Source organism: Halobacillus ihumii (genome assembly GCF_902726645.1).
GTDB lineage: Bacteria > Bacillota > Bacilli > Bacillales > Halobacillaceae > Halobacillus_A > Halobacillus_A ihumii.
The window spans coordinates 188,265-201,766 of record NZ_CACVAO010000001.1 but is presented as its reverse complement, the minus strand read 5'-3'; the positions used below and the strand labels follow the sequence as shown (position 1 = coordinate 201,766).

General features: G+C 40.8%; 10 protein-coding genes. 5 read left to right on the top strand and 5 right to left on the bottom strand.

Annotation, left to right across the window (positions count from 1 at the left end; all coding sequences use genetic code 11):
- The first annotated feature begins 54 nt into the window (after positions 1–54).
- A complete protein-coding gene (locus G6R08_RS01095; protein WP_163526307.1) occupies positions 55–1,389 on the top strand; it encodes a Glu/Leu/Phe/Val family dehydrogenase in 1,335 nt (444 codons plus the stop codon).
- Between the two features lie 27 nt (positions 1,390–1,416).
- Here the strand turns inward: G6R08_RS01095 and G6R08_RS01090 are convergent, their stop codons facing one another.
- Together G6R08_RS01090 and G6R08_RS01085 are read right to left on the bottom strand one after the other, a co-directional pair.
- Positions 1,417–2,859, bottom strand: coding sequence for an aldehyde dehydrogenase family protein (locus G6R08_RS01090; RefSeq protein WP_163526306.1), 1,443 nt, complete (start codon positions 2,857–2,859; stop codon positions 1,417–1,419).
- A 12-nt stretch (positions 2,860–2,871) separates the two neighbouring features.
- Complete coding sequence (locus G6R08_RS01085; RefSeq protein ID WP_163526305.1) at positions 2,872–4,503, bottom strand: acetolactate synthase large subunit; 1,632 nt, start codon at positions 4,501–4,503, stop codon at positions 2,872–2,874.
- 264 nt (positions 4,504–4,767) lie between these two features.
- Between G6R08_RS01085 and G6R08_RS01080 the strand changes: the two genes are divergently transcribed.
- Positions 4,768–5,469, top strand: a complete 702-nt coding sequence (locus G6R08_RS01080) for an ABC transporter ATP-binding protein (RefSeq protein WP_163526304.1) — start codon at positions 4,768–4,770, stop codon at positions 5,467–5,469.
- Positions 5,466–7,709 carry an ABC transporter permease gene (locus G6R08_RS01075; protein WP_163526303.1) on the top strand — a complete coding sequence of 748 codons (2,244 nt, stop codon included), beginning with the start codon at positions 5,466–5,468 and terminating at the stop codon, positions 7,707–7,709. The genes G6R08_RS01080 and G6R08_RS01075 overlap by 4 nt, the downstream gene beginning before the upstream one ends.
- 18 nt (positions 7,710–7,727) lie before the next feature.
- Here the strand turns inward: G6R08_RS01075 and G6R08_RS01070 are convergent, their stop codons facing one another.
- The 3 genes from G6R08_RS01070 to G6R08_RS01060 form a co-directional block, all read right to left on the bottom strand.
- Positions 7,728–8,366 (bottom strand): YczE/YyaS/YitT family protein, encoded by a 639-nt coding sequence (locus tag G6R08_RS01070; protein WP_163526302.1) that lies wholly within the window; start codon positions 8,364–8,366, stop codon positions 7,728–7,730.
- 351 nt (positions 8,367–8,717) lie between these two features.
- Positions 8,718–9,644 (bottom strand): ribonuclease Z, encoded by a 927-nt coding sequence (gene rnz / locus G6R08_RS01065; protein ID WP_163526301.1) that lies wholly within the window; start codon positions 9,642–9,644, stop codon positions 8,718–8,720.
- Positions 9,645–9,987: 343 nt separating this feature from the next.
- Positions 9,988–10,731: a glycerophosphodiester phosphodiesterase gene (locus G6R08_RS01060; protein WP_163526300.1), complete on the bottom strand. Its 744-nt coding sequence runs from the start codon at positions 10,729–10,731 to the stop codon at positions 9,988–9,990.
- Between the two features lie 82 nt (positions 10,732–10,813).
- Between G6R08_RS01060 and G6R08_RS01055 the strand changes: the two genes are divergently transcribed.
- Both G6R08_RS01055 and G6R08_RS01050 read left to right on the top strand, forming a co-directional pair.
- On the top strand, positions 10,814–12,430 hold the full coding sequence (locus G6R08_RS01055; RefSeq protein ID WP_163526299.1) for a M20/M25/M40 family metallo-hydrolase: 1,617 nt from the start codon (positions 10,814–10,816) through the stop codon (positions 12,428–12,430).
- A 103-nt stretch (positions 12,431–12,533) separates the two neighbouring features.
- Positions 12,534–13,499 (top strand): MBL fold metallo-hydrolase, encoded by a 966-nt coding sequence (locus G6R08_RS01050; RefSeq protein WP_163526298.1) that lies wholly within the window; start codon positions 12,534–12,536, stop codon positions 13,497–13,499.
- The last annotated feature ends 3 nt before the right edge of the window (positions 13,500–13,502 follow it).

Below are 13,502 nucleotides of genomic sequence, written 5' to 3'. Positions count from 1 at the left end.
GATGAACTTATTGGAATTTTAGAAAGAGAGATCATAGACTAGAGGTGATTGGACATGGAAGAAGAAAAGCAGAATCAAGATAAAGCTGAATCAGATATTACCACACATGATCACAATCCGTATGATATTGTGAAAGGATTAATTCGGGAATCTGTAAAAGAGCTTGGGTTAGACGAAAATGTTTATCATGTACTGAAAAAGCCCTTGAGAGTTCTGGAAGTATCACTTCCGATTCGAATGGATGACGGAACGATTCAAAACTTCACAGGTTTTCGCTCCCAACACATTGATATACTAGGGCCTACGAAGGGTGGAATCAGGTTCCATCCAAATGTTAACGTGGATGAGGTAAAAGCCCTTTCGATCTGGATGTCTTTAAAAACGGCGATCGTGGATATTCCATTTGGCGGCGGAAAGGGAGGGGTTATTGTCGACCCCGAAAAACTTTCCGTACAGGAACTCGAAACACTAAGCCGTACCTACATTCGAAAAATTACACCGATCATTGGGCCGCAAAAGGATATACCTGCTCCTGATGTTAATACAAGTCCTGAAGTTATGGGGTGGATGATTGATGAATTTGATCAGCTGCGCGGCTATAACATTCCTGGGATGATTACTGGTAAACCGGTAGTTCTCGGTGGTTCTCTAGGACGATTGGAAGCTACAGGAAGAGGTGTTGTTTTTACAATTCGTGAAGCTGCTAAAGTATTAGATCTGGAATTAAGTAAATCTACAGCTGCTCTCCAAGGTTTCGGTAATGTAGGAAGTATGACCGCTAAGTTTTTGCATCAACTAGGGGTAAAGATTGTAGCCATTACAGATGCCCGTGGAGGAATATACAACGAAGAGGGAATTGATATTCCGTCATTGCTTGAATTTGTAAAAGGTGGTAAAAACTACGCTTCAGATTTTTCTGATGCAGAGTCGATCACGAATGAAAAAATGTTCGGGCTTCCTGTAGATATCCTTATTCCTGCAGCTATTGAAAATCAAGTTACGAAGGAAACAGCCGAGAATATACAAGCGAGAATCCTAGCCGAAGCGGCCAATGGTCCAACGACTCCTGATGGAGATAAGATTCTTGAAGAAAAAGGAGTATTCGTGATTCCTGATATTCTTTGTAATGCCGGCGGTGTTACGGTATCGTATTTTGAATGGGTTCAGAATACGATGAACTATTATTGGAAAGAGAAAGAAGTGAACCAAAAGCTGGAGGAACATATGCTGTTTGGTTTTGAGAAAGTACTGGAAATGAAAAATGATAAAAAATGCCGTATGAGGGATGCGGCTTATATGGTGGGGATTAATCACCTCGTTAAGGCGATGGAGGCACGGGGATGGATTAAAGACTCTGATATGGAAGCCAACCACAATGACATGAAATGAGTAACGAAAAAGACTATGACGTTGTTGTCATAGTCTTTTTTCATTCAAGTTAATGCCAATGAATTTTAGTTCTGTCATATCCTCTATGGCATATTTGACGCCTTCACGTCCAATACCACTTTGTTTCACGCCACCGTATGGGTGATTGTCCTGGCGGTACGTTGAAATTTCATTAATCCACACACCGCCCATCTCAAGTTTATCCGCAACACGGAGGGCACGATTAATATCCTTTGTGAATACGCCCGCCTGCAAGCCGTAAACGGAATCATTTGAATGCTTAACGACTTCTTCTTCTGTTTCAAATGGAATGACTGAAACTATGGGGGCAAAAACTTCATCAGCAATAATTTTCATATCGCTTTTTACGTCAGTCATGATAGTAGGTGACAACATCGTTTCTTTAAGTTCCCCGCCTGTTGCAATCCTTGCTCCATTCGAGACAGCATCATCGATCCATGTTTTGGCTCTTTCTGCAGCTTCCTTATTGATCATAGGCCCAAAATCAGTATTTTCATTTAGCGGATCACCTACCGTCAGTGCTTCTGTTTGCTTAACATATTCCTTTAGGAATGAATCATAAAGGGAATGGTGAACATAGATTCGCTGGGCTGATATACAAACTTGACCGGAAAAAGCAAATGCCCCTTTTACCAGGTCTTCAACCACCTGCTCCATATCAGCGTCATCAAAAAGAATGTTTGGGGAATTGGAGCCAAGTTCCAAGGTAACTTTTTTAAACCCGGCCTTTTTTCGTATATTCTTCCCTACAGGCAGGCTCCCGGTAAAAGTAACTTTCTGAACTTTGTCATGTTGTACAAGGGCGTCGCCGACAACTTCACCTTTGCCCATAATAAGGTTCAACGCTCCTGTCGGAAGGCCGGCCTCATGGAACAATTGGACAAGCATATAAGCTGAAACAGGTGTTTTCTCAGCTGGCTTAAATATCACTACGTTACCTGCAGCTATAGCAGGTGCCAGTTTGTGAAGGGACAGGTTAAGCGGGAAGTTAAACGGAGTAATCGCTGAGACAACTCCAAGGGGAGCCCGTTTGGTAAATCCTAAACGATTTTCTCCTCCAACAGCTGCGTCCATAGGAATCACTTCACTATAAATATGTTTCGCTTTTTCTGAAGCAAAACGAAGCACTTGTACAGCACGATCCACTTCACCACGACTGTATTTCAGCGGCTTGCCTGCTTCCCTAGCTATGATTTCGGCGAAGGATTCTTTTCTGTCTTCAAGCAGGTTTGCGGTCTTGAGTAATATATTCGACCTTTTATAGGCAGGCATCGTCTTCATTGTGCTATGAAAGGTTTTAAAGCCTTGATCGATTGCCTTATTCACATCTTCGACTCCTGCCAAGGAAATTTCAGCTACTTTTTCTTGATTATAAGGATTGAAGACAGATAATGTTTCACGATGTTCTTCTTTGAATTCTTGGCCGTTTATAATGGAACCAATTTTCATGGGATCACCTCTTCAGCAGTTAATGTTTTTCAGTTTCTCAGTCAGTTTCATGTTTTCACTATAATCCACGGGACAATCAATCAACACTGGCTTGTTCATGGCTATAGCTTGTTCCAAAGTTGGTTTCAATTCTTTTGTTTTCTCAATCTTCATCGCTTCAAATCCGTACGATTTTGCAAGCTGGACAAAATCAGGATTGCCGAAGCTAATATGGGAAGCGCGCTCGAACTTCTTCATTTGATGCCATTCGATCAGTCCATAGCCGTCATCCCTCCACAACAAAATGACGATAGGGAGATTAAGTCGGACCGCTGTCTCTAATTCTGCTCCGGTCATTTGAAAAGCACCGTCCCCGCAGACAGCGACTACATTTCTATCAGGTAGAGCCATCTTTGCACCGATTGCACCTGGAACGGCTACCCCCATGGAGGCCAGGCCATTCGATATGAGGCAAGTGTTTGGTTCAGCTGTGTGATACATTCGTGCCATCCACATCTTATGTGCTCCTACATCCGAAATTGCTATGTCTCGATCTCCTAATACGTCACGAAGGTCAGAAATAATTTTTTGTGGTTTGATGGGAAATCCATCATCCTGCTTATAATGCTCGAACTCATCTAAGATTTGAGTTCTTATGGTGGAAACCCAATCAAGATCTCTTTCTTTGTGGGACACAACTTTTGAGAGTTCTTCAATGTTTTCCTTAATATTTCCCACGACATTTAAGGCTACTGGGTAACATGAATCAATCTCAGCTTCTTCTGTATCAATGTGTAAGATCTTTGTAGCTCCATCAGGATTCCAATTTCTTGGTGGCGTCTCAGCCATGTCAAATCCGATACAAATAATTAAATCTGAGCGTTCAAACCCACATGTAATATGGTCCTTGCCGCTTATCCCTGCGGTCATCAAGCTTAAATTTTCTTTCCATGAAAGAGATCCTTTTCCCATAAATGAGTGTACGACAGGAATTTGAGTTTCTTTCACAAATTTGCGAAATAGATCTGTGGCTTGGGCTCGTGTAATACCGTCACCAGCAAGGATAAGTGGATATTTGGCATCGTTAATGAGAGCAGCTGCTTCTTGGATCACTTTTTCATCGGATTGAGGAATTGCATGACCTGTAATGAGAAGCGGTTCTGCATCTACTTCCATTCCTGCAATATCCTCAGGCAGATCAATGTGTGTGGCACCAGGTTTTTCCTGGCCCGCCACTTGATAGGCTTTTCTCACTATTTCAGGGACAATTTCAGCCGTTTTAATTTGTGCATTCCACTTCGTGACAGGCTCATAAATATCGACAAGATCGTAATATTGATGTGAAATCTTGTGCTGACGATTCATGCCAGCTTGCCCTGTTATCGCAATCAATGGACAATGGTCCATATTTGCATTGGCTACACCGGTTAATAAGTTCGTCGCACCAGGACCAAGTGTGGCGAGACAGACCCCTGGTTTCCCTGTTAACTTTCCGTATGTCCCTGCCATAAAGGCCGCACTCGTTTCATGGCGAGTGACAATAAACTCGATCTTTGACCCAAGGAGGGCGTCCATAAGATCGATATTTTCTTCTCCAGGGACCCCGAAAATGTATTCTACACCTTCATTCTCGAGGCACTTTACAAGTAATTCTGCAACTTTCATGATATACACCCTTTACCGTTATTATTCGTTCCTTGTTATTTTGTGTAAAAGCTTTACTTCTTATTAATTTTTTAAAAGGATTCTAGGTATAGAAAAAGGTTTATTTTAGTTACACGAGCTTAGTAAAGCTTAATAGACAAAAAATGAAATATAAAAGGTAGTTTATTTCAAAAAGTATTTGTAGTGGATGCATTTGTCATGTAAGATAAACATAGAAATGAAATATTCAATGTTAAATGTTTCATAATTAAAGGAGTGAATGGAATGGTGATTCGTGTACAAGGAGTGGATAAAACATATAAGAGTGGAGAAGTAACCATATCAGCTCTTCGGGACGCTAGTTTTACAATTCCTGATCATAAAGTTGTTACGATTATGGGGCCTTCTGGTTCAGGTAAATCGACTTTACTGAACGTAATAGGAGGAATTGACCGCCATCAATCTGGGGAAGTTGAAATAGCTGGACGGCAGCTTGAAACCTTAACGAATAAACAGTTAACTGAATTTCGCAGAAAGTATGCAGGGTTTATTTTTCAACAATATAATTTAATACCAACATTGACTGTTGAAGAAAATGTAGAAGTGGGGAGAGAGTTAAGTGAGCATCCGCTTGAGCTTAAAGAAATGCTGGAAGAGGTGGGAATGTGGGATAAAAAAGATAAGTTTCCTTATCAGCTCAGCGGTGGGGAACAACAGCGAGTAGCAATTGCCCGTGCTTTAATTAAAAACCCAGAATTTTTGTTATGTGATGAACCAACAGGAGCATTGGATGAAGAAACAGGTAAAATGATTCTAAAATTACTTAAAAGAGCCAACGATCAGTTCGGGACGTCTGTATTGATTATTACTCATAACCAAGGGATAGGGGACATGGCTGATATTACAATCAAAATGAAGAGCGGTGAAATCGTTGAGAAGGTAGAAAATGACAACCCGATTGATCCAGAGAAGGTGACATGGGCATGATTTTACGAAAATCGATTCCACGCAATCTTAAGCAGCGAAAATGGCAGTATAGTGGTGCGATCCTGTTATTATTTTTATCTGTCATGCTTTATGTTTCGTTGTCGATGGCGATATCGACATTAGAAAATAGAAATAAGCAGTTTTCTTCTGAACATAACCAGGAGAGCTTTCATTTTGTTCCTGGTGAGTCATTATCACATGATCTGATCGACGAATGGGGAGAAGAATTTGACGTTGTCCTGGAAACAAGACAACACCATGATTTTAAAGTAGCAGAATCGACGCTGAGACTGTTTGAAGCGACAGATCAGATTAACATTCCTTATTATTCTAAAGGGGAACGTCCTGATCAACCTGGAGAAATTGCGATTGCAGAGGGATATGCTTCCACACATGGATTTGAAATCGGTGATCGAATTAAAATAGGCTCTAAAGAAGCGACAGTTACTGGATACGTTTTTTTACCTGATTACATTTATATGATAGAACAACAAACAGATATCCTAAGTAATCGTGAGCAATTTGGTGTTGGGGTCACAGCTGAGAATACCTTACAGCACTTTTCGGAAGCATTGCAAACGGAGGTTTTAGGACTAACTAAAGATGGAAAAGTTCCAGAACATTTTCGGTCGGCTATTACAAATGATGTATCGCTTTTGCAATTTGTGCCAAGCAGCGATAATGCTCGCATTCAATTTGTAGAGTCTGAAATTGAAGCAGCGCATGCGACAGTTACCGCACTTCCGTTATTTATTCTGGGATTGTCAATTATTATGATTCTTATATTAATGAAGCGTCTTATTGATATGCAACGAAAAGAAATTGGGACTTTGATGGCGTTAGGGTACAGTAGACGTGAACTCAGTCTTCATTATATAGGTTACGCAATGTTCGTCAGTTTTACAGGTTCAACTCTTGGTCTGTTGGCAGGCGGAGTACTTTCGATTCCTATTACCAACCTTTATGGAACGTATTTTAACTTGCCGGCAATCACCTTATTTGACTGGAGTCCAATGGTTCTAGTAATCGGGTTTGTCATCCCTGTTCTGTTATTATTACTAGTCACGTTTGCAGTGGTCAACAGAAGTTTGCAAGTTTCGCCTCTTTCATTATTACATTCGAAGGGGGTAGCCAGTGGTAAGAAGTCCAGGTTTGAAAAGCTTCCATTTTTGAAGCGTCTGAGGTTTGTGAATAAATTTCGTCTAAGACTTCTGTTTAGAAGGAAAGCAAGAGTGTTTTACATGTTTCTTGGTGTAATGTTTTCCACAATTTTGCTTTTATTCGGGTTTACTATGGCCCAGGCCATGGATGATTTGGTTGATACAACATATAAAAAGATATTGACTTATGACTATGCGGTCTATTATCAATCAATTCGTACAGATGGGGTAAGTGGCAGCAAAAGTCCATTTCTGGTCTCTGAACTTTCTGTGAAGGGAGAAGAGGTTAATCTGACTGGGTTTGGAATGGAAGAACAAACTACACATGTTCAACTATTCAATGATGAGGAAAAGTTGAATAGCTGTCTCTCAGAAGGCGTTATCATTAGTGAGCCGGCAGCATCTGTTCTAAATGTTTCGACAGGGGACAGCATTACGTTAGTGAATTCTTTAAATGATCAGGAACTTCAAGTGAGCATTGCAGGGATAACCAATATTTATATTGGCACTAATGTCTACTTATCAAGAGCTGCAATGGCCGAATTTCTAGGATATCCTGAAGAATCCTATTCTGCTGTCTGGCAAAATGAAAAGCCTGTTAACACTCACAATATTTATAAAATTGAGAATAAACAAAAGGTGATTGATAGTTTTGAAGCTATGTCCAAACCTACACGTTATTCTATTTTTATAATGGCGTTTTTCGCCGTTCTAATCGGTGTTATTGTCTTAACTTTATTGACGAATCTCATCGTAGAGGAAAACACCCCTTCGATTTCATTATTTAAGGTGCTCGGCTATCACGACGACGAGATAGCGAAACTTGTTTTAAATGTGTACACACCACTTGTGGTCATCTTCTATTTCGTTGCTATTCCTATTGGGATAATGGCGATTAGAGGGATGATGGGTTCTCTCGTTGAACAAACAGGCTTTTTAATGCCCGTTAATTTGAACTGGGTCATGACTAGTCTTGGATTTGTCATCATGATGGGGACTTATTGGCTTTCGCTCTATTTTTCTAAACGAAAATTAAAAAATGTGTCACTTCAGGAAGCTCTGAAAAAACAGCAGGACTAAAGACGGAAGCATGCGTAATTACGCATGCTTCTTTGTATATCCATGACGATTTGCAAAAAATTGATCAGCCCGTGAAACATAGGGAGTAAATAGATGGATAAGTACACCGCTTATAAAGGTAATGATAATTGTACCTACACCTATAGCTCCGTTAAATACGGCGGCAAGCAAGATGAGAACTATGCTGATAACTGCTCGCGATACAGAAACATTCCAGCCCGTTAAATTTCTGACTACTAGCATAGAACGATCAAATGGATTAGGTGCGAAATCAGCTTGTAAATTGACCGCTATCCCTAGTGCACTGAAAATGATACCAATACACAAGCAAACAGACTGGGTTAACAGTGTTTCGGGTGCCGCCCATTCATCTATGGCAAACAGCCATCCATCTATTGATATACCAGTAATTAAAGAAGTGAGCAAAGCCATATATTCTGGACGGCGCTTTTCTGCCAGCGCATTGCATAAGATCATGGTGAGACCGACAACGATTTCCCAGCTGCCCACGGTCAGTCCGAACGTTCGAAACAATCCGACGAGAAGGGCATCAAAGGGAGAAGTGCCTAACTTCGATTGGATCGTTAACGCGATACCAAATGTTAATATGATAATTCCTAAAAAGTAAAATATCATTCTGCGTATTGTGTCTTGCATGAAGCTAACCTCCTCCCGAAATCGTAGATCGTTTCTCATTTGCATTCAAACAAAAAACACGACTCCTAAGAGATTTCACTCTAAGGTTCGCCGCATTTTTAACTAGTTACAATAACAACCTATTGATTAATTTTCAATATTGAAGAACTCGGTAATCGATTTCAATTTGGCTACCTAGCTTACTGCTTCTATTGTATCAAATGTCACCAGAGGAAGAGTAGGGTCGAATATCTCGTAATCATAAAAAGCTCATTCCCAACTCCCCCTGAATGGTTATGGATCGTTCATATCATCCCTGGTTCCTCCGCCATAAGCAGGCAGCCACTCCGAGTGTATCCATTGAGGATCCTCCTATTCAGTTCGCTCAATTGCATGCTGATACAAGTCAGAGGCAATGGTTGTCCTTGGGAAAATGGCCCTGGCCTCCTGCTCGAGTTGTTTGATAGCCGTCCCGTGGTATCTAGAGGATATATGATTTAAGATCAGCTCTCCAACACAAGCTTTTTTGGCGAGTGTTGCGGCTTGGCTGACTGTGGAATGAAAATAATCATAGGCCATTGTTTCTTCTTCGCTTGCAAAAGTGGCCTCATGGACAAGTGTATCAACACCGTGCAATTGTTCACTTAACTCAGGTATGTATCTGGTATCACCTAAGACCGCAATTTTCTTTCCTCGCTTAGGAGGACCAATTACGTCTTCCCGATTAATGACTTGTCCATTTTCTAATGTTGTAACTTCATTTTCCTTAATATGCTGGTATATCGGCCCTGGCTGGATCCCAAGTTTTTTAAGCTTATCCGGCAGCAGTTCGCCGAGCTTATCTTTCTCTTTAATGATATAGCCATAGCTTTCTAATCCATGATTTAGCTTTATCGCATGGACGGTAAATTTTCCATCTTCAAAAAGGATCCCTTCGGATACTTCGACTACCTGCAAAGGGTAACGTAAGCGGGTGCCACTGACCTTTAAACTGACATCTATATATTCCTTGAGACCTTTAGGGCCGTATACTGTAACGGGCGTTTCTCCTCCCTGAAAGGAACGGCTGCTTAACAATCCTGGAAGTCCATATAAGTGATCCCCGTGTAAATGTGTGATAAATATCGTTTCAATACGACGTGGACGAATTGTTGTATGTAAAATTTGATGTTGGGTTGCTTCCCCGCAATCAAAGACCCATATTGTTCCACGCTCTTCAAGCATCCTTAACACTAATGACGACACATTTCGCTTTTTTGAAGGAACGCCTGAACCTGTTCCAAGAAAAAACAATTCCATATAAAAGACCTCCTTTCCTTCTCATCATACCATCTGATTTTAATGGATACACGTGAATTTTTTATGTAGGAAAAGGCCAAGTGAACGGGGATCCCTCGTTTTTGTTGCACTCTCCAACTGGTGTCAGCGCCGGAAGTGAAATCGGAAACTTTTAACAAACCATAATAACAAAATACCAAAAGAAGTGCGGGTGCGCTAATAATTTGAATTAAGGATTGGAGGAACCTTAATCGAAAAGGAACCGATTTAGAATTGAAATAAATAACACCACCGATAAACAACCATTCCATATTATCGGTGGTGTGGCATATTCTATTCGTTGTTCCAAGTTTGACAGGTAAAATTACTTTTTCGATTCAAATAACTTACGGAATTCCACAGCTTCGTGCGGGACATCCGTGAAAATGCCTTCACAGCCCAGTTTGAAGCATTTTGTCATCCAGCTTGGACGATTTACTGTGTAAACACGTAAAGGCATTCGGTGATGATGACACTGTTTCACAAGAGTCTTATCAAGCATACGGTATTTTACATGCAGGGAAGAAGCTCCATGGGTGCGGGCAAACTTTGGGAGGTGCCGTCTTCTAGTTGAGGTTAGAAAAGCTGTTTGTACATTTGGATCAATTGCTGTTATTTTTTCTACACTTGCTAAGTTGAAGCTTGAAACCACAGTGTGATCCAGCAGCCGATGATAGCTTAAATGATCATACACCATCTGTTCAATGTTTTTATATTCGATTACGTTTGTTTTTAACTCGACATTCAACTTCATAGACTGATTTTTAAACCAGCGTAAAAAGTAATCAAGTGTTACAATGGAACAATCAGAAAATTTAGAAGAAAACCAGCTGCCGGCATCTAGTCTCTTAATTTCATCGTATGTATAATCGTGCACAAAGCCTGTACCATTGGTCGTGCGGCGGACATTTTCATCATGAATAAGAACTGGGATGTTATCTTTTGTCAGCTGAACATCAATCTCAAGTCCATCGGCTCCAGATTCACTAGCTATTTCATATGCAGGCATTGTATTTTCTGGAGCAAGCTTACTTGCGCCTCTATGAGCATAAATCATGGTTCTGGTCATAGATAGTCACCTCTTCGATTAGTTACGTTTTGATTGTGGTTTATTCTTAAAGAAAAGTCAATGAAAAAAGGAGTATGAGCATATGAACAAATGGCAGACGAAGCAGCAATTAACCGATCTTCTTTGTTCTCTAGTGGAGTACCCGAGTATTACAGGAACTAAAGCCGAAATCGCAATCTTTGAATACTTATATTATATTTTAGAAGATCATGATTATTATAAAAACAATCCATCGCACCTCACCCTTCATCCGTTAGATGATGGACGTCAGCTTCTAACAGCATTAGTGAAAAGCGGGAATGCCAAAGAAACGATTGTCCTTCTCTCTCATGCTGATATAGTATCTGTTCAGGATTATGGTTCATGGGAAAACCTGGCTTTTTACCCGAAGGAACTGACTCAGGAATTCCGGAAAGATCTCGATGAGCTTCCTGAAGATGCTGCTGACGATTTAGAAACCGGTGATTGGTTGTTTGGGCGAGGCACAATGGATATGAAGGCTGGGCTTGTCGTTCATTTATCATTACTTGAAAAGGCGATGAACGGTGAGTTTGAAGGAAATCTGCTGCTTTTAGCTGTTCCGGATGAAGAAGTGAATTCTAAAGGGATGCTGACAGCTCTTCCTGTACTTGAAAAAATGAAACAGGAAGAGGATTTGGAATATAAGACAACCATTAATGGTGAACCTATGTTTAGTAAATATCCGGGCGACCCATCGTATTACCTTTACACCGGCTCGATAGGAAAAGTGCTTCCGGGTTTTTTATGTTATGGAAAAGAAACTCATGCTGGAGAGCCGTTCGGAGGTCTGAATGCTAATCTGATGATTAGTTATTTGGCAAAAGAATTAGAATTAAACGAGACATTTATAGAGGAAGTGAATGGAGAGAGGACGCCGCCTCCCATCAGTTTAATGCAGCGGGATCTTAAAGAAGAATATTCTGTTCAGACTCCCCAAGCTGCTGTGACAATGTATAACGTTCTTTACATGAAGCAAACCATCAGCGAGCTGAATGATAAAATGCTTCAGGCTGCGGAAAGGGCTAAGAAAAATATTATTTCACATTATGCTAAACAGGCATCTTATTATTTGCAGTCGACACAGACCTCCTCGTTTGATCCGTCCATTCATATTTTCACTTACGATCAATTGTATAACGAGGCTGTTCAACGTCATGGAAAATCTGAAGTGGAGCGGCGGCAAAATTTATTGATCAAACAGCGTGATAAAGGAGACCGTGACTTTTCCACGTTACTTGTCCAGCAATTAGCCTCTTTGTGTAAAGACATTACTCCTATGATTGTCCTGTTTTACAGTCCGCCTTTTTATCCGGCAGTCTCTTCCAGTGAGGATCCACTTATTCAACGGGCTGCTAAACAGGCGATCGCTTTTGCAGAAAAAGAGTTTGATGTAGTTGTGTCGGAACAAGAATATTTTCCCGGCTTGTCTGACTTAAGTTTTATCGGTCCGGCTTCCCGACAATCTCCTCTAGAAGAACTGCTGAGACAAATGCCAATCCAAGGGAAGGGATTTAATTTGCCAGCGAATGTCATGGAATCGTTGACGATGCCTATTATTAACATTGGTCCACTGGGCAAGGATGCACACCAATGGACAGAACGATTACAGCTTCCGTATAGTTTTGAGCAACTTCCCAAAATAGTAACGGAAACCATTCACTACTTCTTTCGATCTTAGAATCCAGAGCAATGTATGAGAAGTGCATTCTGGTGGATATATTTCTAAATCATGCTACAATTAAAAATAAATGAACAGCGATTCATTATGTGGAGGATGATTTATGAAAACCTTGAAAGATACAATACACAAACTTACATTGCCGACGCCATACGCAGTCGGCGATGTTCATACTTATTTGATAGCAGGCGACCTGCTCTCACTTGTGGATGCAGGAGTGAAAACAGATGAGGCCTGGCAGGCTTTACAGACACAATTAAAGCAATTAGGCTATAGTCCAAAGGATATTGAACAAGTAATACTGACCCATCATCATCCTGATCACATGGGGCTCATTGAGTACCTTCCTCGAGTTCAAAACGTGGCTGCTCATGCTAAAGTTCGGCCGTGGCTGGAGAGGGAGGAACAATTCTTCATCAGGTATGAAAAGTTCTTTGAAAAAATGTATGTTGAATCTGGTGTTCCATCACAGTATTTCAGTTTCCTGAAGGGGTTACGCAATCCTTTGAAGCTAAGTTCGAAAGGGACCTTGACACAAGAATTGCTCGAAGGAGACCACTTGCCAGGACATGAGGATTGGCAGGTGATTGAAACTCCCGGTCATGCTCAATCACATTTGTCTTTCGTGAGAGAACCAGATGGTGCTTTACTGGGAGGAGATCATTTACTTGCACATATATCATCCAATCCATTGCTTGAACCTTCTTACATAGAAGGGGAGGAACGCCCCAGACCTTTAATACAATACAGGGAGTCTATGGAAAAGATAGCCGATTATCATGTTCATACCGTTTATCCAGGGCACGGTGAGACTTTTGATCAAGTTATGGACCTTGTTCATAGGCGATTAAGGAGACAAGTTGAACGTGCTTATAAAGTGCTTGCAATGGTTCAAGCAACGCCTTTATGTGCCTATGAAGTTTGTCAAAAACTGTTTCCGAAGCAAATAGAAAGTCAATTCGGATTGACCATGTCCGAAACGATTGGTCAGCTAGATTATTTAGAACACCAGCAACTCGTTCAAACGACTATTGAAAATAGACGAAAAATATATTATGTAAACAGGTGATGG